Origin of the sequence: Pedobacter steynii (assembly GCF_900103665.1) — a bacterium.
Classification (GTDB): Bacteria; Bacteroidota; Bacteroidia; order Sphingobacteriales; family Sphingobacteriaceae; genus Pedobacter; species Pedobacter steynii.
Genome location: NZ_FNGY01000003.1, coordinates 38,328 through 61,219 on the forward strand (window position 1 = coordinate 38,328; position 22,892 = coordinate 61,219).

At 41.7% G+C, this 22,892-nt stretch carries 25 protein-coding genes; 8 read left to right on the plus strand and 17 right to left on the minus strand.

The features are described 5' to 3' along the window. Positions 1-27 precede the first annotated feature (27 nt). A complete protein-coding gene (locus tag BLQ87_RS08400) occupies positions 28-996 on the plus strand; it encodes a polyprenyl synthetase family protein (RefSeq protein WP_074605727.1) in 969 nt (322 codons plus the stop codon). A gap of 51 nt (positions 997-1,047) precedes the next feature. On the opposite strand, the gene BLQ87_RS33180 is transcribed toward BLQ87_RS08400, so the two are convergent. Beyond that, a complete protein-coding gene (locus BLQ87_RS33180) occupies positions 1,048-2,010 on the minus strand; it encodes a response regulator (RefSeq protein WP_083361765.1) in 963 nt (320 codons plus the stop codon). Positions 2,011-2,217: 207 nt separating this feature from the next. Between BLQ87_RS33180 and BLQ87_RS08410 the strand changes: the two genes are divergently transcribed. Then, the gene (locus tag BLQ87_RS08410) at positions 2,218-2,583 is read left to right on the plus strand and encodes a helix-turn-helix domain-containing protein (protein ID WP_074605728.1); all 366 of its coding nucleotides are present in this window, start codon (positions 2,218-2,220) and stop codon (positions 2,581-2,583) included. A gap of 56 nt (positions 2,584-2,639) precedes the next feature. Here BLQ87_RS08410 and rpmA read toward each other — a convergent pair whose 3' ends face one another. The 4 genes from rpmA to BLQ87_RS08430 form a co-directional block, all read right to left on the minus strand. After that, entirely contained in the window at positions 2,640-3,065 is a 426-nt protein-coding gene (rpmA, locus tag BLQ87_RS08415; protein WP_074605729.1) for a 50S ribosomal protein L27, read from the minus strand. Between the two features lie 59 nt (positions 3,066-3,124). Continuing rightward, positions 3,125-3,436 carry a 50S ribosomal protein L21 gene (gene rplU / locus BLQ87_RS08420; RefSeq protein ID WP_074605730.1) on the minus strand — a complete coding sequence of 104 codons (312 nt, stop codon included), beginning with the start codon at positions 3,434-3,436 and terminating at the stop codon, positions 3,125-3,127. An 83-nt stretch (positions 3,437-3,519) separates the two neighbouring features. Then, entirely contained in the window at positions 3,520-4,032 is a 513-nt protein-coding gene (locus tag BLQ87_RS08425) for a hypothetical protein (RefSeq protein ID WP_083361766.1), read from the minus strand. 38 nt (positions 4,033-4,070) lie between these two features. Further along, entirely contained in the window at positions 4,071-5,456 is a 1,386-nt protein-coding gene (locus BLQ87_RS08430) for a dicarboxylate/amino acid:cation symporter (RefSeq protein ID WP_074605732.1), read from the minus strand. Positions 5,457-5,606: 150 nt separating this feature from the next. Here BLQ87_RS08430 and BLQ87_RS08435 point away from each other — a divergent pair, with 150 nt between their 5' ends. Together BLQ87_RS08435 and BLQ87_RS08440 are read left to right on the plus strand one after the other, a co-directional pair. After that, positions 5,607-6,104: an RNA polymerase sigma factor gene (locus tag BLQ87_RS08435; RefSeq protein WP_074605733.1), complete on the plus strand. Its 498-nt coding sequence runs from the start codon at positions 5,607-5,609 to the stop codon at positions 6,102-6,104. Beyond that, a complete protein-coding gene (locus tag BLQ87_RS08440) occupies positions 6,091-6,690 on the plus strand; it encodes a hypothetical protein (protein WP_074605734.1) in 600 nt (199 codons plus the stop codon). The genes BLQ87_RS08435 and BLQ87_RS08440 overlap by 14 nt, the downstream gene beginning before the upstream one ends. Before the next feature lie 256 nt (positions 6,691-6,946). On the opposite strand, the gene BLQ87_RS08445 is transcribed toward BLQ87_RS08440, so the two are convergent. The 3 genes from BLQ87_RS08445 to BLQ87_RS08455 form a co-directional block, all read right to left on the minus strand. Continuing rightward, positions 6,947-7,396 carry a nuclear transport factor 2 family protein gene (locus BLQ87_RS08445; RefSeq protein WP_143010384.1) on the minus strand — a complete coding sequence of 150 codons (450 nt, stop codon included), beginning with the start codon at positions 7,394-7,396 and terminating at the stop codon, positions 6,947-6,949. Between the two features lie 90 nt (positions 7,397-7,486). Continuing rightward, complete coding sequence (locus BLQ87_RS08450; RefSeq protein WP_074605736.1) at positions 7,487-8,344, minus strand: helix-turn-helix transcriptional regulator; 858 nt, start codon at positions 8,342-8,344, stop codon at positions 7,487-7,489. Between the two features lie 11 nt (positions 8,345-8,355). Further along, a complete protein-coding gene (locus tag BLQ87_RS08455) occupies positions 8,356-8,718 on the minus strand; it encodes a VOC family protein (RefSeq protein WP_074605737.1) in 363 nt (120 codons plus the stop codon). Positions 8,719-8,907: 189 nt separating this feature from the next. Between BLQ87_RS08455 and BLQ87_RS08460 the strand changes: the two genes are divergently transcribed. Both BLQ87_RS08460 and BLQ87_RS08465 read left to right on the plus strand, forming a co-directional pair. Further along, complete coding sequence (locus BLQ87_RS08460; protein ID WP_143010385.1) at positions 8,908-11,823, plus strand: sensor histidine kinase; 2,916 nt, start codon at positions 8,908-8,910, stop codon at positions 11,821-11,823. Then, positions 11,816-12,448, plus strand: coding sequence for a response regulator transcription factor (locus tag BLQ87_RS08465; protein WP_074605739.1), 633 nt, complete (start codon positions 11,816-11,818; stop codon positions 12,446-12,448). The genes BLQ87_RS08460 and BLQ87_RS08465 overlap by 8 nt, the downstream gene beginning before the upstream one ends. Positions 12,449-12,485: 37 nt before the next feature. Here BLQ87_RS08465 and BLQ87_RS08470 read toward each other — a convergent pair whose 3' ends face one another. The 7 genes from BLQ87_RS08470 to BLQ87_RS33475 form a co-directional block, all read right to left on the minus strand. Beyond that, positions 12,486-13,109 carry a hypothetical protein gene (locus BLQ87_RS08470; RefSeq protein WP_245723822.1) on the minus strand — a complete coding sequence of 208 codons (624 nt, stop codon included), beginning with the start codon at positions 13,107-13,109 and terminating at the stop codon, positions 12,486-12,488. 20 nt (positions 13,110-13,129) lie between these two features. After that, the gene (locus BLQ87_RS08475; RefSeq protein ID WP_074605741.1) at positions 13,130-15,031 is read right to left on the minus strand and encodes a beta-N-acetylhexosaminidase; all 1,902 of its coding nucleotides are present in this window, start codon (positions 15,029-15,031) and stop codon (positions 13,130-13,132) included. A gap of 152 nt (positions 15,032-15,183) precedes the next feature. Continuing rightward, positions 15,184-15,708: an ORF6N domain-containing protein gene (locus BLQ87_RS08480; RefSeq protein WP_074605742.1), complete on the minus strand. Its 525-nt coding sequence runs from the start codon at positions 15,706-15,708 to the stop codon at positions 15,184-15,186. A gap of 112 nt (positions 15,709-15,820) precedes the next feature. Then, positions 15,821-16,783 (minus strand): thioredoxin-disulfide reductase, encoded by a 963-nt coding sequence (gene trxB / locus BLQ87_RS08485; RefSeq protein WP_074605743.1) that lies wholly within the window; start codon positions 16,781-16,783, stop codon positions 15,821-15,823. A gap of 130 nt (positions 16,784-16,913) precedes the next feature. Continuing rightward, a complete protein-coding gene (locus BLQ87_RS08490) occupies positions 16,914-18,542 on the minus strand; it encodes an acyl-CoA carboxylase subunit beta (RefSeq protein ID WP_074605744.1) in 1,629 nt (542 codons plus the stop codon). A 178-nt stretch (positions 18,543-18,720) separates the two neighbouring features. Continuing rightward, positions 18,721-18,981 (minus strand): hypothetical protein, encoded by a 261-nt coding sequence (locus BLQ87_RS08495; protein WP_143010386.1) that lies wholly within the window; start codon positions 18,979-18,981, stop codon positions 18,721-18,723. An 8-nt stretch (positions 18,982-18,989) separates the two neighbouring features. Then, complete coding sequence (locus BLQ87_RS33475; RefSeq protein ID WP_143010387.1) at positions 18,990-19,208, minus strand: hypothetical protein; 219 nt, start codon at positions 19,206-19,208, stop codon at positions 18,990-18,992. Between the two features lie 162 nt (positions 19,209-19,370). Between BLQ87_RS33475 and BLQ87_RS08500 the strand changes: the two genes are divergently transcribed. Continuing rightward, positions 19,371-20,696 (plus strand): TIGR00341 family protein, encoded by a 1,326-nt coding sequence (locus BLQ87_RS08500; RefSeq protein ID WP_074605746.1) that lies wholly within the window; start codon positions 19,371-19,373, stop codon positions 20,694-20,696. On the opposite strand, the gene BLQ87_RS08505 is transcribed toward BLQ87_RS08500, so the two are convergent. Continuing rightward, positions 20,686-21,405 (minus strand): Dph6-related ATP pyrophosphatase, encoded by a 720-nt coding sequence (locus tag BLQ87_RS08505; RefSeq protein ID WP_216857754.1) that lies wholly within the window; start codon positions 21,403-21,405, stop codon positions 20,686-20,688. The genes BLQ87_RS08500 and BLQ87_RS08505 overlap by 11 nt on opposite strands. Positions 21,406-21,529: 124 nt before the next feature. On the opposite strand from BLQ87_RS08505, the gene BLQ87_RS08510 reads away from it, so the two are divergent. Next, complete coding sequence (locus BLQ87_RS08510; RefSeq protein ID WP_074605747.1) at positions 21,530-22,243, plus strand: hypothetical protein; 714 nt, start codon at positions 21,530-21,532, stop codon at positions 22,241-22,243. A 1-nt stretch (position 22,244) separates the two neighbouring features. Here BLQ87_RS08510 and BLQ87_RS08515 read toward each other — a convergent pair whose 3' ends face one another. Further along, a complete protein-coding gene (locus BLQ87_RS08515) occupies positions 22,245-22,829 on the minus strand; it encodes an LOG family protein (protein WP_074605748.1) in 585 nt (194 codons plus the stop codon). Between the last annotated feature and the right edge of the window lie 63 nt (positions 22,830-22,892).

A 22,892-nucleotide genomic window follows, 5' to 3' on the forward strand; every position in this document is an offset into this window, starting at 1 on the left:
ATACTTCGGTAAATTCCTTTGCAAAAAATGTATACTCCTGCCCAATTACAAGAAATCATAGAAAACGCGATTCAGAACGTTCCATATCCTTCACATCCTGAGCGGCTTTATCAGCCCATCAGTTATATCATGAGCCTGGGAGGGAAAAGAATAAGACCAGCATTGGTATTGATGGCCGCTGATTTATTCGGGGCGGACCTTAATAAAGCCATTCCTGCAGCCCTGGCCATAGAAACCTTTCACAATTTCACGTTGATCCATGACGATATTATGGACAATGCCCCATTGCGAAGAGGTAAACCAAGCGTACATGAAAAATGGGGGGTAAACAATGCCATTCTCAGTGGTGATGTAATGATGGTAGAGTCCAACAAACACCTTTCTATGCTGGATACAGCGGTTCTAAAAGATGCGCTGAACACCTTTAATGCCACTGCACAGGGGGTATGTGAAGGCCAGCAGCTCGATATGGAGTTTGAAGAACGTGATTTCGTGAGCATTGAGGAATACATCAATATGATCCGCCTGAAAACAGCAGTATTGCTGGGGGGTGCCATGAAATTAGGTGCCCAGGTGGCAGGTGCAACAGCAGAGGAAGCGGAACAGCTATATCAGTTCGGAGAAAACATAGGGATTGCATTCCAGCTTCAGGACGATATTCTTGACGTTTATGGTGATCCGGAAAAGTTCGGAAAACAGGTTGGCGGAGACATCATTGCCAATAAAAAGACCTTACTCCTGCTGAAGCTAAAAGAGCTTGCCGGAGATTCAGACTTGCAGGAACTCGAGAAACAAAGTGTAAGTCAGGATTTTGAAGATAAAATCAGCAATACCACCCTTTTGTATAACAAATACAACATCAGGGAACTGGCCACCACAGAAATGAGAAATTATTCTGAAAAAGCGTTTAATGCACTGAGCGCTTTAGCGGTCCCTGAAGAGCGTAAAAGAGAATTGATACTGTTGTCTAATCAATTGATGAACAGAGAGCACTAGGCGCTTTAAAATCAGCTTAAAACAATATAAAGCAGCTATTAGAAGACAAAGTTAATCTTCTAATAGCTGCTTTACTTTTTCAGAGGTGAGTGGTTTCACATAAAAGTCCTTTACACACATAAAAGACTTTGCCCTTAATCGTTCTCTTGGGTCAATCGAAGAAGAAACGATGACCACATCGATAAATATATTGTGTTCCTCCATCATGTGAAGAAACTTCCAGCCATCAATCTCCGGCATATGAAGGTCCAGCAGGATCAGATCGGGATTGTTTTCTTTAATATAGCCCAATGCAATTTCAGGATCATCAAAAAGTGCGATCTTCTTATCACTATGGTGCTTTCTGATCAACATCTGATGTAACCTGTTGGTGATGACATCATCGTCCACCAACACAATATGTTTGTTCTCTCCTCTATCATTCAATGCATCAAACAAATCCGTATTTTCCTGCTGGTGCAGCATGGAGTTGAGCATTTTAATGATTTCATCCAGTTTTAACGCCTGCAGGTTGATGTCGCCCAGCAACTGATTGATCTTCAGAATATCGTAAGATTCCAGTGGATGATAATTGGTGATGGTGGAGAGGCTTAAAATATTGGTAATCGGTGCCCTTAACTCATGCGAGGTGAGGTGTGAATACTCACTCAGCATTTGCATCGGCCCCAGGATCTCCGTATTGTTAATCAGGGTACAAATGACCTGATCTTCCTCCCCTTCTTTGGATAAAGGGGTAAAAATAATCTGTAGAAAAAGATCCGTTGATTCCTCTATCGCGAAGCGTTGCTCTATGCTGAAACTATGCCCAAGGAAGCACCTTCCCAACAGGCTTTGAAAATTCTTCCTGTATTTCTGAGCAATCATTTCCACAGCAGAATCCCCAATTTCGGGACTTTTAGCAAGAAAGCCGCCAAGATTATGCTGGGACTCTATCTTGAAAAATGCAAGCTTGTAATTTTTATCAATGAGGAAAAATGAACTGTTTGCGCTTTCGCACATCCTTCTAATTGGCATGTTTGACGTCTTTTATGCCACTAAATGAACATAAATCGGCATAAATACAATTTACCTGATATTCATTTCCTAGCTTTAGCATTAACATAATTAAACCTTATTTATTATAAACTGATACTTTGACGAACTTTATGGAGCTATAATTGCCTTACATTCAAAAGAATTAACGCTCGTACTCATCACAAATCAACGAAATATATATTACTTATGCAAGAAATTCTATCAAAGAAGGATATTGGTGACAGGATAAAGGATTTAAGATTAGAAAATGGCCTTTCTCAGTCATTTATAGCTGAAATACTAAATTTATCCCGAAGCAATTACTCCCAAATAGAACTTGGAAATCAATACCCCTCCTTCCATACTTTACATAGTATTGCCAGATATTATAGCAAGAGTTATGAATGGCTTTTACATGGCATTAGCGGAGTGCAAACTGAAGAGCCGACAGTGAGGGTTGACCTGCTGATTAAAGACCTGGAAAGCACTTTAAAAAGCTTCACCAACTCATTGGCAAAGCTGGAGCAGGAATTGGTACAAATTAAGAACAAACGAACAGAAGCGACTTCATAATCACAAAAAAAGGCCACAACATAAAGTCGTGGCCTTTTCTATATTTTAATGTTTTACTATTCTGCCGGAGCTGCTTCTTCAGCTGCTTCAGATTTAGTTTCTTCAGCTTTAACTGCTTTCTTTGCAGGTACTTTTTTAGCCGGTGCAGCTTCTTCCGTAGCTGGAGCAGCAGCTTTTGCAGCTTTAGCTACAGGCGCTTTTGTCTCTGCTACTTCTTCAGTAACTACCGGTAAAGGCAAGATAGAAACGTATGATTTGTTATCTTGTTTCTTTTTGAAGATTACGGTACCATCAACCAAAGCGAATAAAGTATGGTCTTTTCCAATACCTACTCCTTTATCAGGATGATGTTTAGTACCACGCTGACGTACCAGAATGTTTCCAGCGATAGCTACCTGACCACCAAAAATTTTAATACCTAAGCGTTTACTATGCGATTCACGTCCGTTTCTCGAACTACCGGCTCCTTTTTTGTGTGCCATCTTGTTTTATATTTTACAAATCACCTGATATTCCGGCAATTCTTTTGTTTAACAACTAATTATAAACTGATACCAGAGATCTGGATTTTAGTGAAGTACTGGCGGTGACCATTTTTCTTTTTGTAACCTTTTCTACGTTTCTTTTTGAAAACGATTACTTTATCACCTTTTAAATGAGACACGATCTTAGCTGAAACCGTAGCACCTTTCAAAGTAGGAGCTCCTACTGTGATTTTACCACCATCTTCAACCAACAATACATTGTCAAATTCAATACTAGCGCCTTCATCTCCTTGCAAACGGTGTACAAAAAGGTGCTGGTCTTTTGCAACTTTGAATTGCTGTCCTGCTATATTTACTATTGCGTACATTGTTAAATAATTATTATTTTAAACTGTTTATTTTTTTATCGAGGTGCAAATATAGAATTAATTATTCTAAATCCATAACAGATTTATTTTTTCTTTCCATACCTTTCTTCTGCGTCGTTGATGCTCTGTGACACAAGGGTTTTCATTTGCTCTGCAAGGCCCTTCAATTTGGGGATTTCTACGTAATCAGTCAGATAGACCACCTTTTTAGATTTCTTCTTATAATTGAACTGGATCACATAGCGCAATACTTTCGAAGAATCCAGGTTCGTTCCCTGGTTGGCAATGATCTCCGGGAAATTCCAGAAACCAATTTCTGCCGCTTTGCTATGTAAATACAGCATGTCATTCGGCCGTAGTTTTACATTTGTTTTGATCACCGAGTCTTTCCCGTCCACATACTGATAATCCCCTGTTTTAGAATTATAAGTGTTCTCCAGATTATTCCCTAAGCCCCAACTAAAATCAATAGATTCGAATTCTGTCGACTTGAACGGTGCATTACGAAACATTGGCGTGTAATAAATGACACAATAGGCCAGGAAAGGGACGACAATGGTTAATAATAGGAAGATTTTCTTCGCTTTGCTACTCATGTTATTTTATTGTTGTTAGTATAATATTCTTTTTAAGGCTAATCCAGCGGCTCTGAGAGCTCTCCCTCCCACTTGCTCACTACCGCAGTAGCGATGCTGTTTCCGATCACGTTAGTTGCCGATCTTCCCATATCCAGTAAAGGATCGATGCCAATCAGTAAAGCCAGACCTGCTTCCGGGATATTGAAAGAAGCGATCGTTCCTGCGATCACCACAAGAGATGCTCTTGGCACACCTGCAATTCCTTTGCTCGTTAACATCAGGATCAGCAACATAGAGACCTGTTGCTCAAAAGACAAATGAATGCCATAAGACTGTGCAATAAATAAGGAAGCAAATGTCATATATAACATAGAGCCGTCCAGGTTAAAAGAATAACCCAGGGGCAATACAAAACTTACAATTTTCTCTTTACAACCGAAACGTTCCAGCTGAAGCATCGTTTTTGGGTAAGCAGCTTCACTGCTCGCCGTACTGAAAGCCACCAACACCGGTTCTTTCATTCTGTTCATCAGGTTAAACACCCTGCTTTTGAGGATCGTAAAACCGATAAAAATCAACAGGATCCAGAGCAATAACATACTCGAATAGAACTCCCCGATAAACAGCGCATAGGTGGACAGGACAGTGAGCCCCTGTTTGGCCACAATGGCGGCCATCGCCCCAAACACCGCAAAAGGTGCAAAATTCATCACATACCCCGTTACTTTTAAGATCACATGCGCTACCGCATCAAAGAATTTAATGATCACTTGTCCTTTTTCCCCTATCGCAGCGGTGGCTACCCCAAAGAATAAAGAGAAAACTACAATTTGCAGGATCTCATTGGTGGCCATCGCCTCCGTCATACTCTTAGGAACGATATGAGAGATGAAATCTTTAAGGGATACCGCCACTTTATGAATCCCGGTATCTGCATTACTCGGAGGCAAAGGCAGCTGCATCGCTTCGCCAGGCTTAAAGATGTTCACCATGATCATTCCCAGTACCAATGATAAAAGCGAGGCACTCATAAACCATAACATGGTTTTTCCGCCAATCCTTCCAACGGCCTTGATGTCCCCTACTTTGGCTACGCCTACTACAAGCGTAGAGAAAACCAGCGGTGCAACGATCATTTTAATCAGTCGCAGGAAAATGTCACTCAATAAGGTAAGCGGCTCCAGTTTTTTCTCTCTGACCTTTTCCGCTTCTACACGGGCCTTCTGGGCAGCAACCTTCTGAACGTTTAATTCTGCATACTGAACAACAGTCGTGTCTTTCAGGTTGTTTAATTTGACCTCTATGCCTTTTATTCTGACCTCTGCTTTGGTAATGTCTCCATTATAGTCTTTAAATGAATTTACATTTAAATAATACCCGAGAGCGATCCCTAATATTAAGGCAAGAAAAATGAAAAATGTTAACCTGTTGTTCTTTGACATCGTAAGCTTTTAAAGTAATTGTACAGCCTGTAAAACTACAACAATTAAATTATTCTCTAAATATTATTGATAAAGGAACTAACTTTATACCTTGCATTTTGTAACAAATGGCCCCTGCCTATATCTAAACCAATAATAAAAAGACGCATATTGAAAGAGAAAGACCTGTTATTTAAACAAATCTTTGACACTAACTCCAAGAAAATATTCCACCTATGCTACGGGTATACCGGGGATGAGGATTCCGCCAATGATCTGCTCCAGGAAACCTTTTTAAAGGTTTGGCAAAACCTGGACAAATTCAGGAATAAGTCGCTGATCTCTACCTGGATTTACCGGATTGCCGTAAATACCTGCCTTACCTATTTAAGATCAGAAAAGCGACAGGCAAAAGATGAATTAACCGACAATATTATCGAAACCCGGCCTGAGGAATTTTCTGAAAAGAACGAACAGGTGGCCTTACTTTACAAGTCGATTTCTCAATTGGAAGAAAATGACCGTTTGATCATTACCATGGTGCTGGATGAACTCCCTTACCATGAGATCGCGGAGATATCAGGGATTAGCGAGGGAAACCTAAGGGTAAAAATCCACCGCATTAAATTAAAACTTACAGAATTATACAATCAGCATGCAAGAATTTGATCATATACAATCGCTTTGGCAATCGCATTCTGTAGAGGTGAAGATCTCTTCAGATGAAATGTTGGCACAGGCAAAAAAGGAAGTAAGCTCCATCAGCAACAGATCGATACTTAACATTGCAGGAATGGTCACCTCTTTTGTCGCTGTTGGCAGTCTATGTCTTTTCATCAACTTTCAGTCCTGGACTACCTATGCCGGAATAATGATTGTTCTGCTGGCTATTGCCGCATTGACCATCATTTTAATTCAGGGACACCGCCTGATTTCCAGAAATGATTTCACGACACATCCCAACGAATTTCTGGTGAGCCTGAAACAATACCAGCTGAGCAGGTTTAGCCTTTACAACAAAATGTACTGGATCTATGCAGTTGCCCTGACACTGGGCGTTGGGTTATACCTCATCGAAGTGGTGACTTATATGGAACTATGGGCACAGATCCTCATCGTCCTCTTTTCGTTTTTATGGATGATCTTTTGTTCCACTTTAGTCCGCAAGGCAGTCATCAAAAAAGACAGGGAAAGAATCGCCCTGCTGATTGAAAAGTTCGAAAGACTTGGAAGTCAGTTCAAAACACAGTCTTAAATCAGAAAAACAATTTAATACAAAAGAGAAACTTCAGGGTTTCTCTTTTCTGTTTTATATGTTTTTTTTTAAATCCTGCATGATCCATAGGGGACTAACCCGGCGACCCCGGGTTATAAAAAAAGTCATCTTCCTAATCGGAGATGACTTTTTACTATTAACTAACCCAAATCTAATTCATCCGAACTTATATGTGGATCATCCTGCTACAAATATAGCCTCCATCATCCCCCTGCGATAGGCGAAAATCACCAATCTAGCGGTTTTCGTTAAATTTATTTACTTGTGTAACTTGCCAAAGTCCCTGCTCATTCTTTTCAATCGTCAGGAAATTACGTTGTAAAAATGTAGGGAATTTAAAATCAACACGTACCATCACCACATTCCCGCTGCTCGATAAAACTTCGTAATCTGAATCGCAGTTAAGGTCTGTTGGTCCCATTTTTTTGTAGAATGCCAATAAATCTGCTTTGTGCTGCTTCTGCGCTTTTTTTCCATTGCAGAAACTGACGAAGGCATCCTCACTCATCACCTGGTCAAACAGCTTCGCATCCGTATGCAGATTAGCATCAATGAAAGCGCCAACTACATCAACTGGTTTGCTGTTTAGATTCTTCTTTGGGGGGCGGTCTTCAAAAGACTTACCGAAGGCGAAAGTGCAACCAATACACAGTATTGCCATGCACATTGTTAGCTTGTGTTTCATGAGATATTTTTTTTTATTAAAGTTCAGATAAACAACTGAATATCAATATGCTAAAAACACTTTTAGCCAGAAGAAATGGTAATAAAAAGGTTACCTGTACTGTCCCGGAGTTACCTGAAAAGAGTTCCTGAACAGACGGATAAATGAGCTTGGGCATTCGAAACCAACAATATCTACAATTTCATTGATCGGGTAATCCGTATTGCGCAGAAAATATTTCGCCTGCTGCAATCTGATGCTCGTTAAAAACTGATGTGGTGATTGCTGGTAAGCCTGTTTAAAAGTACGAAGGAAATGATTTACAGACAGGCAGGCAATTCTGGCAATATCTTCCAGACAGATATTTTTATTGTAATTGCTGATGATGTAATCCCTGGCAATGGAGAGTCTTCTTAAGATTTCAGATTTGGTGGTATGGCTGAGGAATTTCAGGGAAGCTTCTCTGTTGATCACCTCAGAATGATAAATCTCATAATAATTGATTAGGCAATGTTCGAGGTAACTGCTTAGCATCAAAGCATCGGTACTTCCCTGGTCGATGTGTTTTTTCAAATGCAGCATGTTAAACTTCATATTTCCCTGCAAAGGATAAATGGCCTCTACAAAAACCGGTGCTTCTTTCCTGTAATTTTCAGGATCATCCAGGAGGATGCTATCGCCCGCCGTTCTTGAATATTCAAAATCACTCACAAAATCAGGATCGAACAACACCGACATAGAGCGGACTTTCGACGGAGAGTTGATCCTTTTAGTATAAGCAGTTTGCTGGTTAAAAAAGATGAAGTTTTCGGAGAAAAGGGTCAGGTCACGTCCGGAAGCCGTATAATCGGCAGATCCGCTAAAGATCATGTCAATGGCGTACCTGCCGGAAATTTCCGGATGAAAAGAATCATAGGCAGATTCAATTATGACTTCATTTTTGTTGACCAGTGTTCTCTGATACTTCATCTCTTCTTTAATTAGGCATCGGTATAATCTCTCTCTTCCAATAATACAAACCTGTTGCCGCAGGGATCCGGAAATTCGATGGCCACCCCATCTGCCCTGTAAACAGGCTCCGTTAAACCATCCACCCGTCCTGCTTTGAGCCGGTGATGGTCTCTCAGACAATCATCCGTATATAAAACAACCGGAGCGGTTTCCAATTCTTCATTTTGCAGCAACATTAGAAAATCACCATTGAACATTTCCAATACCGCACAATCTCTCCCTGGGATGTTCAATTCTTCCTGTTTTTTCAACCCGACCTTTTTCATAAAGAAATCCAGCGAACTTCTGATGTCCGTCACATAGACTACTTTATATTTTTGTTCGAAATCCATAGTAAAAAACCTGCGAAGATGAGTTCTTTTGTAAATTATTTAACAAAATTAACATTGCTGAATCACTGTCTGTTCCCCCCTCAGGGGGTATATTTCATTTTCCACAAAATATCACCCCTTAAGGGGTATTTTTTAATTGTGCAGGGATAAATATATTTACACTGGTTTAAACTCTGAATTCCCACCAAATTGCATTACAAAAAGATTATTTTCATTGGATTACTTCTGCTGTTTAACAGTTTATACAGTTTTTCGCAGCGCTATAACTTCCGTCAGTACGACATTGAAGACGGCTTAACGCAATCACAGGTTACGGCCATTACTCAGGACAGCAAGCGCAGGTTATGGGTCACTACCCTTGGTGGGGTCAGCTGTTTTAATGGAAAGCAATTCTGTAGTTATACCAAGACGAATGGTTTAAACAACAATTTTACCCTGGCGCTTAGCCTGAATAAAAATGATGAAATATGGGTTGGAACTGCCTGGGGAATTTCCAAATTTAACGGACAGAAATTCAACAATTATAAACAGACTAAGGAATGGGTAGGAAAACTGGTCACCAGTCATGAGGGAATCGTATATGGGCTCAGCTCAACAAAACTCTTCAAGACCAGTGAAACCGGAACCGAGTTCCTGAACATCAGTCCGGAGGCCGACGATAATGTAACCGCATTAAGGGTAGATGACAATGGAAAAGTAGCCATTGCCGTACTCAGAAAGGGCATTTTCTATCTGGAAAATGAAAAATGGAGACCACACCCCCTCAATGATCAGTTAAAGAACTTATACATTACCGATTTTTTCAGCGACAGGTTTCACCGGAACAAATTATGGTTTCTGACTAGTGAGGGACTTTTTGCCGCAGAAAACAGCAAGATATCTCAATACGTTTCTGGAAAATTCAAAGTAATAGAACAGGATTCAAAAAGCAATATCTGGATTGGTGCTGCAAACGGGGCCTATTACCTGACAGATACTGCGCTGATTCATTTCAACGGAAAGAACGGGTTCAGCAACAACATGGTGAATGCCATTTTTAAGGATGCAGAGAACAACATCTGGCTGGCTACAGATGGCACCGGATTATTTAAATTTGTTGACCGCAGCTATGTCATTTTTGATGAGTCCCAGGGATTGAGGAGTAAGATCGTCATGAGTCTGGCCAAAGGCCCTTCAGCGGACGAAATATGGATGGGCACCTATGGTGGTCTGTTTCAATATAAAGAAGGTCAGATCAAAGAGATCAGCATTCCTTCCAATATGGAAAGCAGCAGGAACATCAACTTCCTGTACAATGACCGGGCGAAAAACATCTGGATAGGAACCGTATATGGTGGCCTCTGGAGGTACAACGGCAAGCGCATGGAGCAAATGGTCAAAGACCAGCATGCGATAGCTTACAACACCATTCTGGAAGACAGCCGTGGCCAGATCTGGTTATCGACCAATGCCGGCTGTTTTCTATTGGATCAGCGGCGTAAACAATTGAAATGGATTGGCAAACAATTTGGCAGTACGCTATTGGAAACGTACCAGGGGGAAATCCTGGTCGGAACACAGGATGGCGCCTATCTGATCAATTCCAAACATGAAATCTCCCAGCTCAAACTTCCTCAGCTGGCAGGGTCCAGCATCCTTTGCATGTCTAAATCAGCAGGTTCCGTTCTTTTCGGAACCTCAGATAATGGGGTGCTGGTATGGAACCCGAAAACAGGAAAGACCAGGGCCATCAATACCCGTGATGGATTAGCCTCAGATCACATTTACAGCATGCTTGCCGACGACCAGGGCATCATCTGGGTGGGAACAGGGAAAGGCATCAATAAGATCAACAGCAGTGATTTCAGCGTGATCAAAAATAACAATGAACAGGCATTACTCGTAGAGTGCAATCAAAATGCGATTCTTCAGGATCAAAACAAAGTCTGGATTGGCACGACCAAGGGGGCCATTGTTTACAACAGTGCTTCCTATATTCCAAAATCCGGCAAACCCTATATCTACATTAATTCTGTGACGGCCTTTGCACAAAACAGGGGAAATCAGCAAAAGCAACAAACAACTTTTAAAGCAGAAGACCTGGGCGGGATCATCACACTCCCCTACCAGCAAAACAATATTATCGTCAATTTTACAGGCATTTTCCTAACCAATCCGGACGGATTACTCTACCAATACCGCTTAATCGGACTGGATGCCAAGTTTAGTGAGACCATCAGCAATACCTCCATGAACTTTACTTCTGTTCCTCCGGGCAGGTATACCTTTCAGGTAAAGGCCATTACAAAGAGCGGCACTTCTTCCCTCAATGCGGCCTCTTTTACTTTTGAAATTACTCCCCCCTATTATCAGACCGGTGTATTCAGATTGTTTATCTTTGTGCTCATTGTCCTGCTCATTCTTCTGGCCGTTTATATCATCATCAACCTGAAAGAACGTAAGCGGAAACTGAGGTTAAAGATCAAGCTGGAAGAGCAGTTTAAGGTGAGAAAACAGACTGCTGAAGATTTTCATGACGATCTTGGTAACAAACTGACCCGTATCTCCGTCTTATCAGAAGTATTGAGCAGTATGATTGATGAGAAAGATACTGAAAAGAGGAATATCATCTCAAAGATCAACGACAATGTGAATGAATTATATAGGGGTACCAAGGATATATTATGGTCGTTAAATCCTAAAAACGATAAGTTGAGCGAATTGCTGGAGCACATCCGGGAATTCGGAAAGGAGATGTTTAACAGCACTCCGATCCGGTTTGAAGATCACATTCATTTGAATCATCATGACGGAAAACTACCGTTAGACATGAGCAGGAACCTGCTGATGATCTTTAAGGAAGCGATACACAACACGCTGAAACATTCCAGAGCCGGAGTGGTTATTTTTTCAGCAACAGTGCAGGATGGGGTGCTCGAAATCGGGGTTAAAGACGATGGACAAGGACTTGATGCTGCAGCCTCCATGGATGGGCATGGAATAAACAATATGAACGTGAGAGCACAGAGAATCAACGCAAAACTAAATATCAATTCGGATCAGTCCGGTACAGAGATCATGCTAAGGGTTAATCTTTCCACGCTAATGCGCGCTACAAATGTATAGTCAGCCGGAACCAAGAATCGTGATCATCGAAGACGACCAGACTATCCGGGAGGGTTATGCTTATTTAATTAACCATACCTCCCCTTATACGGTGGTGGCGACCTATCCATCTTTTGATTCGGCAAGAAATAAAATTGGCAGGGACAATCCTGATGTCATCATACTGGATATTCAGCTTCCCGGAACGAATGGTATTGATGCCTTACCGATCCTCAAAAAATTACTGCCGGATGTTTACATTATTATGCTTACGGTTTATGAAACTGAAAAGACCATTCTTGATGCCCTGGCAAATGGTGCTTCCGGTTATTTCACTAAGAATACGCCTACAGCCAAATTGATTGAAGCCATCAGGGATGTGGTTCAGGGTGGTGGCCCGATGAGTCCTGATGTGGCTAAAACAGTGATCCTTTCTTTACAAAGAAATCCGGATTCCCCGCTCACCAAAAGGGAGACCCAAATCCTGGAACTGATGACCACGGGTAAAGACCGCGGACAGATTGCAAAAGAGTTGTTCATCGAAATAGAAACGGTGAGAACCCATACTAAAAATATTTACAGCAAGCTCAATGTGAATTCAAAGTCCGAAGCCATACAGGTTGCAAAAGACAAAAGGCTGGTTTAAAAACCAGCCTTTTGTTGTGATCTTTCCGGAAACCGGCCTATTCTTTTATTTCATTCGTGGAGAAGCTATTCCCGTTTAAGCGGTACTGCAGCATTTTTATTGCTCCGGCTTTAATGGTGGTATCTTTAGGATTTACCATCGGGAAAGAACGGAATAAATCGCCATTTTTAATGATGAATTTATCTCCACCCTGATACGCCTTTTTCATCGAACTGCTTAAAGGAGGAAAACTGATCTTTCTGAATTCGCCACCTGCATATTCGTAAACATTGAGGTCCAGTACATTTTTCTTACTGAGCAATTCAATATAGAGTTCCGGATTGCCATCATTGTCGAGATCCATATTCCAGGCATCGGTAATGACACCTTTACGTTCATTGGAAAAGGACTTGTAGTTATTTCTAAGGGTATCTGATAATAAAATCAGGTATCCGCCTACACTATCCACTCCCTTACCCCAGCTCACCACTTCAAAGTTAATCCCCGGACGAATGGCAATGTCCTTATAAAAAGGAAACTGGCCCGCAGGCTTTTTAACATCAGGTTGAGCGGATTTGTTAGCGGCCATCTTTTCGGAAGCGCTGTCTCCGCAGGAAGCGAATAAAAGCAGCCCTGCAAACAGCAGGGGCAGCTTCATGAAATATTTACCCAGGTTCATCATCTATTTTTTTTAACGAACAATTATTTAACTTTTACATCCGCAGCACCATTGTTTAAAATGGTTTCTGTTACCACGCTTTGTTTACCTGCGGGTGTAATCACCAGGGTTTTCAAAACGCGCTTTTCTCCCTTAGGAACGATCACTTTCACACCATTAGTATACAAGTTACCATTAACTGAAGGACGGGTAAGGTCTAATGTATAATAAATTTTCGAGCCTAGTACCGGAGCTTTAAGTTCAATATTGAAGTTTTCTCCATTCATCACCTTTTCATTTAAGCCAAGTGGTGTAGGTACCCAGTAATTAGTCTCTGTTTGATCTAATTTTGCCAGGTGCAACGGAAGGCGCTCTTCAGAGAAGTTCTTCAGGTCTTTACGCTCTGGTTGGCTCCAGGCAATTTCTGCTAAAGAGAACACCCTTGGAATGATCATATATTCGACTTTTACAGGCGTTTGGATATATTCTGTCCAAAGGTTTGCCTGAACACCGATTACATATTTCTGCTGATCAGCATTCAGTTCTTTAGGCATTGGATCATAAGCATAAGCGCTGGTATAAGGAGCAAAACCACCGATATTAGTAGGCTCATCAGCAGAATTGCTTTGCTTATGGTCAAAATATAGACCACCTGCATTAGGCGTCATGATCACATCATGGCTTTGTTTTGCCGCAGCAATTCCACCGTCAGTACCTCTCCATGACATGACAGTTGCATTAGGTGCCAATCCACCCTCCAGGATTTCATCCCATCCTATTACAGAACGGCCCCTTTTATTGACATGTTTTTCAATTCTCTGGATGAAATAGCTCTGTAGTCCGTGCTCATCTTTAAGGTTTAATTTTTTAATCAGCTTCTGACAAAATTCACTTTGTTTCCAATATTCTTTAGGACATTCATCGCCACCGATATGGATGTATTTGGAAGGGAACAATGCGATCACTTCATCCAATACATTTTCCAGGAATTTAAAGGTATTGTCATTAGGTACGAACACATCATCAAATACGCCAAATTGCTGTTGTACCTGCTTGCCTTTTCTGCTTCCCGACCATGGCGTTTTCGCATCTACAAAAGTATCTCTTTCCGGAAAACAGCTCAATTCAGGATAAGCGGCAATTGCTGCTGAAGCGTGTCCCGGAAGTTCAATTTCAGGAACCACATTGATAAACCTTGCTGCTGCGTAAGCCAATACCTCTTTTACCTCATTCTGCGTATAAAAACCTTTATATTCTTTATTGTCTGTTCCTACACCCGGGTGGTGTCCGATAATTGTTCCATTTCTGCTGCCCCCAACTGAAGTCAGCTTTGGATATTTTTTAATTTCTATTCTCCATCCCTGATCATCTGTTAAGTGCCAGTGAAAGTTATTCAGTTTATACTGAGACATCACATCGATGTATTTTTTCACCAAAGAAACCGGGAAGAAATGACGGGATACATCCAGGTGCATTCCTCTGTATTTAAAACGGGGATAGTCATTGATTTCCGCTGCCGGAATCAAAATCTCGTTATTTTGTCTTTCCGGCATCAGCTGCGTCATGGATTGTACTGCGTAGAATAACCCTGCTTCCTGACCAATAATCGTAATCTTTTTATCGGTGATGTTGATTTTATAACCTTCAGCAGGCAATTGACCTGCACCTTCTGAGGTCAGGATGATGGCCTTTTCGTTTGCACTCTCAGATTTCGCCTCTCTCAGGGCGAAACCTCCTTTTGTGGTGACAAAAGCATTTAGCAAATCTGCCATCCTTGAATTTTTAGGCTCATTGGATATTAAAACGACTGTTTTATCCAGTTTAAAGGTTCCGCTGTTCTTCTTAACGGACACTGGCGCAGGAATGATACCCATGTTCGGATCTTGCTGTGCTGATGCTTCTACTGCGAGAAATGCCAGCAGAACAATAGTAAATAGTTTTTTCATTTGTGTGTTTTGTGTTTAATGCTTTGTTTTAATCTCCTGGAACTTCTTCAGCCTGGTGAACAGCCGGTCATTCCCAAAAGTTGAGTTCAATAATCTGCTTTGAATTAATGCACAAGATAAAAAAAATCCTTTAAAATAAGGTTTAAGAAAGGTTATAACTTAAAACCTATTGACTTCCTGGGTTCTTCTTCCTTTTCCATAAACTGACTCAGGTAACTAAACAAAAGTTCTATTTTATCATCCTGTTTGCCCATTCGTTTTTCTACCTGATCTACCAGCAACGCCACATCTTTATGTAACAATAAGGTCTCCCTGAGTTTTACGAAAATTTCTATGATACGGATACTCATCTGTAAAGCCCTTTCGCTTTTCAGGACATTGGATAACATTAAGACCCCATGTTCGGTAAAAACATAGGGAAAAGCGCCTCCAAGGGCCTGTTTGGATGGTATCGCATTTTGCGATACCATGTTATTGACCTCTTCTTCTGTCAGCTGAAACATGAAATTCTCAGGAAACCTGTCCTTATTTCGTTTAACCTGTTCCCGCAACCTGATCGGTTTAACGTCATACAATTCTGCCAGATCTCTATCCAGCATTACTTTTTGGTTTCTGAGGAAGTAAATCTTACTCAGGACAACCTCATCCGGTACGACAACATTCTTTAATGGACTCATAGGTCTAATATATCCGAATCTGACTACCGATGGTTATTTTACCGCAAAAAAAACGGGCTCCTTATGGAGCCCGCCTTCTTGACATTATGATGTCATGGTATCTTGATATCTATTAAGATAAAGCTTTAACTTCGTGTTCTTTAGCAGCCAGGTAACGTTCTGCATCCAATGCAGCCATACATCCTGATCCTGCAGCAGTTACTGCCTGACGATAGTAATGATCCTGAACATCACCAGCAGCGAAAACGCCTTCTACATTTGTTTTTGTAGAACCTGGAATGGTTTGCAGGTAACCTGTTTCATCCATATCCAACCATCCTTTAAAGATGTCTGTATTTGGTTTATGACCAATCGCAACGAAGAAACCTTCTACCGGAATTTCTGATTCCACACCAGTCTGGTTGTTCAACACTTTCACTGCAGTTACATTTTTACCATTACCAATGATTTCCTGAGTTTCCGTATGGTATACCACTTCGATATTAGGGGTATTCAACACACGGTGAACCATTGCTTTTGAAGCTCTGAATTCATCTCTTCTCACCAACATGTATACTTTTTTACAAAGTTTAGCCAGGTAAGTTGCTTCTTCAGCAGCCGTATCACCAGCACCAACAATTGCGACATCCTGTCCTTTAAAGAAGAAGCCATCACATACAGCACATGCAGAAACACCAAATCCATTGTATTTTTGCTCCGAAGGTAAACCTAACCATTTTGCAGTAGCACCGGTAGATATGATTACCGTATCTGCAGTAATAGTTTTAATGTCGTCCACCACCACTTTATGCGGCATAGCAGAAAAGTCTACAGCACTCACATAACCAAAGCGGATATCCGTTCCAAAGCGTTCTGCCTGCTTACGGAAGTCTTCCATCATTTCCGGCCCCATAACTCCACCCGGATATCCCGGAAAATTATCAACATCGGTGGTTTGTGTCAATTGTCCACCCGGCTCCATACCGGTGTACATTACTGGTTTCAGGTCTGCGCGGGCCGCATAAATTGCTGCAGTATATCCTGCCGGTCCTGAACCTATAATTAAACATTGAACGTGTTCTATTTCTTCTGACATATTATTTATTCTTTCTATTATGATACAAAATTACACTTTTATCCCGCTTAGAACAAGTGACAAAATGCAACAAGGCCGCATTATGATTAATGGATTATAAATCAGTGCTTTTATTCTCTTCTTCAGCAGATCAGGTTTGGATAATCCCTACATTAAAGGCCTTTTTTATCGGCGATTGATTGGCTGCTTCTATCCCCATAGAAATCACTTTCCGCGTTTCCTTAGGATCGATGATGCCATCCACCCATAGCCTTGATGCCGCATAATAAGGTGTCGTCTGACTGTTATAGCGATCGGTAATCTCCTTCAGCAGTTCCGCTTCTTTTTCCGGGGTAATGGTCTCCCCTTTTGATTTTAACGAAGCTTCCTGAATTTGCAGCAACACTTTTGCGGCCTGCGATCCACCCATTACCGCAATCTTTGCACTTGGCCAGGCATAGATCAATCTCGGATCATAAGCTTTACCGCACATCGCATAGTTTCCTGCACCATAAGAATTTCCCAGAACGATGGTAAATTTAGGCACTACAGAGTTCGCCACTGCGTTCACCATTTTCGCCCCATCTTTAATGATTCCTCCCTGTTCAGACCTGCTGCCCACCATAAATCCCGTCACATCCTGTAAGAATACCAAAGGGATTTTCTTTTGATTACAGTTCATAATGAAACGGGCAGCTTTATCTGCGCTATCTGAATAGATAACCCCACCAAATTGCATTTCTCCTTTTTTGGACTTCACAACTTTGCGCTGATTGGCCACTATACCAACCGCCCAACCATCAACCCGGCCTAAGCCACAGATGATGCTTTGGCCATATAACTTCTTGTACTCTTCAAATTCGGAATTGTCTACCAGGCGGTGGATAATGTCCAGCATGTCGTAAGGTTTCTCTCTGTTTTCAGGCAGGATGCCATAAATTTCTTCCGGATCAAGCTTAGGCATTGCAGGTTTAACCCTGTCGAAGCCTGCAGATTCCGGAGCGCCTAACATGCTCATGATGTTACGGATACTGTCCAGACAAGCCTGGTCATTGGGATGTTTATAATCGGTGACCCCTGAAATTTCACAATGTGTGGTTGCTCCACCAAGAGATTCATTGTCGATGTCTTCGCCGATGGCCGATTTCACCAGGTAAGAACCTGCAAGGAATACAGAGCCTGTACCATCTACGATCATGGCTTCATCGCTCATAATCGGAAGATAAGCACCTCCTGCAACGCAAGAACCCATGATGGCAGAAATCTGTACGATTCCATCCGCAGACATGAGTGCATTATTGCGGAACATTCGCCCGAAGTGTTCTTTATCCGGAAAGATCTCATCCTGCATTGGCAGGTAAACCCCTGCACTATCCACCAGGTAGATCACCGGCAAACGGTTCTCCATTGCGATTTCCTGTGCCCTGAGGTTCTTTTTTGCCGTCATAGGAAACCATGCGCCGGCTTTCACCGTTGCATCGTTTGCAACGATCATGCATTGCCTGCCGGAAACATAGCCAATTCCACAAACAACGCCTGCAGAAGGGCACCCCCCCTGTTCGGCATACATCCCTTCAGCGGCCAATGCGCCCACTTCCAGAAATTCACTTTCTTTATCAATTAAATAGGCAATACGCTCACGCGCCAATAGCTTTCCTTTTTCCTTTTGCTTTGCAGCACTCTTCTCTCCCCCACCCTGATATATCTTTTTAAGTCTTGTCTTTAATTCGTAAACGGATTGTTTGTTCAAGTCTTCGTTTTTGTTGAACTCTATATTCATTGGGGCAAGTTAAATCTATTTTCCATTGAAACAAAAGTCCGTTTCGGGCTTTGGTACAAAGCTTTCATTTGTTTTGCATTCCGTTATAAATTTGTTGCAAATATTTATCTTCAGCCACAAAAAAGACGATCTTGCCCAAAGAACCTGGAGCCCATATCCGGCGACCAGCCTTTTCATCCTAAAGGGGATCTTCTTCCGGAAGCTCTTTTATAACCGGAAGTTCCGGATGATACAGGTCCCTGAATTCTTCCAGAAATTCCTTTAAATCGCTATAGCACATCAGGACCCTTAACCTTTCATCCCGGTCCACTTTAATAGATACCTGAAGTGCCCAGCCCCTGTAAAGTACATACAACACGTCTATAATTTCATCAAAGGAGTATTCCTTAAAAAACGACTGGATCAACAGGCGAAGTCTTTGCTGTTTATCATTTTCCATATACATTTTTATTTCTCCTTTCTTTTTGAAAGCTCAAAACGACATTCTTCCACATTCAATCTAAGAAGGAAGCATTTCCCATTTTCAGGTGTCCAAGGCATATCCCTGTTCATCCTGAAGCACTGCCGCACCTGTACCGGCCTGTTCCAAATAGAAGTAATATACATCGCATTTGCGGAAATGTTAAGACACAACAAAGCCGTACTTAACAACAACAATTTTTTCATATTGAAATTTATTTAAGTTCTGGTAAGCTAAAATTTTAGTATATGAGATGTATCCCCCGATACCCCCTATACTATCGAATCTATATATTTTAGTATATTGAGTGGTTACATTTACGCAATTATTTTAGGATCGATAATTGCCTTCTAATTGAAAACCTCCAAATGAACGACATCTATACTTCCATAAAAAATTTTATATCCTACCGGTTCAATCTGCATGAAGACAGTGAGGAACAGGCGGAAACCGTAGAATCCATTAAGAAGAATGTGGAATTCAGGGGAGCAAATTTATGGACTTTAATCTTCGCCATTTTTGTAGCCTGTATAGGACTGAATGTAAATTCTACCGCTGTAATTATCGGCGCGATGCTAATTTCTCCGCTAATGGGCCCAATTATGGGGATAGGCTTGGGGATAGGCACCAATGATTTTGAACTGGTAAAAAAAGGACTGAGAAATTTAACCATAGCCACCATCATCAGCATCATCGCTTCCTCCTTGTATTTTACCTTAACCCCATTACATGAAGCACAGTCGGAATTACTGGCAAGAACCTCTCCTTCCTTATGGGATGTCTTTATCGCAGCTTTAGGCGGACTTGCAGGAATCGTGGCAGCCACAAGAAAGGAAAAGAGCAATGTAATTCCCGGAGTAGCGATTGCCACCGCTTTGATGCCTCCATTATGTACAGCCGGTTTCGGGATCGCCACAGGCAACCTTTACTTTTTCCTCGGTGCCATTTATCTTTATTTTATCAATAGTGTTTTCATTTGCGTAGCAACCTTTCTGATCGTCCGTTACCTTAAATTTCATAAGAAAGATTTTGGCGACAAAGCCTATGAGAAAAAAGTAAGCCGTTACATCCTCATGATTGTACTCATTACTGCAGCACCAAGTGTGTATCTCGCCTACCGCATCGTCGACAAAAGCATATTTGAGAACAATGCTGCCAAATTTGTGCACCAGGAGCTCAATTATAAAGACACACAGGTCATTTCTAAAAGTTTCAAATACAATAGAAAAGGAAGCGAAATTGATTTATTGTTACTCGGAAAAGAACTTTCTGCGGGCCAGCTCGATTCCCTGAATAACCAGCTAAAAGGCTATCAGCTGAAAGGAACAAAACTCATCATCAGACAAGGGTTGAATGCCAAGAATGAAATCGACCTTTCTCAAATCAAGGCCAGCATTCTGGAAGATGTTTTCAAAAGCAATGCAGAAACCGCGGTTAAACCCAATACAGGTTCTGCCGCACTGGACTTGCCCTTGCCTGACCTCAGATCAGAACTAAAAGTGCTCTATCCCGACCTGAAGGCTTACAGCATCTCCAATACCGTATTTAACCGCACCGATTCCAACCGCGCCGACACCATGACTATGGTCGTTGCCACATTTGCAAAACCGGTACCTGCTGCCGATCAAAACAGGCTCAGGTTATGGCTAAAAAACCGGGTAAAAGCAGATTCCCTGAAATTAATTATCCAATAGGCTTTTGTTCAGCGGGCAACAAATCGATATACCAGTAACCGGCAGGTTTTTCTTCTGTATCTACCGGAGATGGGAAAGTCTTGTACACCTTTTCCCCCAGGGTAAAATGAACCGGTGATTTAAATATTGGTCCATCAAAAACGAAAGTATGAAATTCACCATTCTCTCCACAAGGATCAATTCCCGGGGGAAGGTCGTCCATAAAGCGTTCATCGATCACCCTTCCACAAAATGCTTCCAGCCCTTCTTTTGCACAGACGATCACCGTTTTATAACCCAGACTTAAAAACTCCCGGATGATGGCCCTGGTATCCTGTTTCCATAAAGGGAATACTGCCTTCAGTCCGATTTCCTCCAGCTTGTTTTCCCGGTATTTCTTTAAATCTTCCAGAAAAATATCTCCGAAAATAGAATGTGTTATTCCTTCCTGCTGTAATCCTGTTAAATGACGGTGCATACTTTCTTCGTAGTCTTCCATTTTTGGAGATTCCGGTAAGCGGATCTGGTACAATGGAAGTCCAACGCTTGCGGCCTGCGTAAGGAGCAGTTCTTCCCTGACCCCATGCATACTGACCCGGTTAAAAGCCTCATTTACGGTGGTCAGCAAATACCTGACTTCAAAATCATCATCTGCTAAAATATGGTGCAGGGCGAGGCAACTATCTTTACCCCCGCTCCAGTTGAAAAGGCTGATCTTTTTACTCATCATGGTACAATATTACAAGAACTTTTCTGAGTTATCACAAGATCTTTCCTGAGTTATCGCAAGATCTTTTCAACGTTCCGAACAGGAGGAAACACTATTTCGGCATGATTATCGTTCTTTTAAACGTATGAGGATTAAACTGGTCTTATTTTTTTTAGCTTGTCAGACGGCTGTTTACGCGCAAAACTTTAAATATCCGACTCTTCCAAATCAGGGAAAATCGTTGTCGGCATTGGTTCCTGCAAACTGGAAAATCCTGGATTCTATTTCCGGCGACCTGAACCATGACCAACTGAATGACCTTGCTTTTGTGATGGAATACCATAAGGAGGTTCGGGAAAGTCGCGCTTATGGCGACAATACTACAGAAATCATTACGGAAATTCAGAAGCCAAGAATTCTGGCTGTTTATTTTAAACGTGCAAACGGAGAAGGATACCAGATCGGCGTACAAAACAACAACTTCATTCTCCGCTCTGCGGAGGGGGGCATCATGGGTGATCCATTGCGTCCCTTAAAAATTGACTCCAATAAACTCGTTTTATCCTTTGAAGGGGGTGGCGACTGGCGCTGGAAGCTCAACTATACCTTCAGATATCAGGACAAAAACTGGTTTCTGGAAAAGGCCGGCAACGAGTATTACAATGAAAGCTCCGGAGAGATGACCCATAAGAAATATGATTTCATTCTCAGAAAGCGTCTCGTGACAACGGGAAAGACCCACAATAGAGATGCCGCGAATGAAACCGTTTCGGAAGATTTTCCGTTTAAAACCCTACGCACCTTCCAAAGCTTTAAGAAGCCCTGGACCTGGGAAATAGGTCCGGACGAATTCTTATAAACTAGCTGAGGTTTCTGTCTTTGAACCATTTATCGTCCGGAAGGACATCAAATGTCATCATTTTATTGACCAGAATTTTTGGATCAGCTTCATTGAATACCAGGTCTCTGTTGCTTTGTTTCAGAAACTGATGTTGTACCATCACATCCATCTGCGCAAAAAGATGGTCATAGAAGCCACCGATATTCAATACACCGATTGGTTTGGTATGAAGGCCCAACTGTAACCAGGTGAGGACTTCAAAGAACTCTTCCAGGGTTCCAAATCCTCCGGGCAGGATGATAAAACCATCTGCGAGGTCTGCCATCTTTTGCTTACGTTGGTGCATATTTTCTGTGATGATCATTTCTGTAAGTCCGGTATGACCTACTTCTTTGTCCATCAGGAATTGAGGAATGACACCCGTTACCAGTCCCTCACGTTTTAACATTTCATCGGCAATGATGCCCATTACGCCAACACTTCCCCCACCATAAACCAGTCGGATCTGATGGTCTGTAAAAGTCTGGGCAAGATTTTCAATTCCTGCCAATACAACCGGATCGCCATTAAAGTTGGCACCGCAATAAACACCTATAGATTTCATAAATACTTAAAATAAGAAGAGGCTGCATCATCTTTTCAAAACTGATACAGCCTCTCCGGCAAT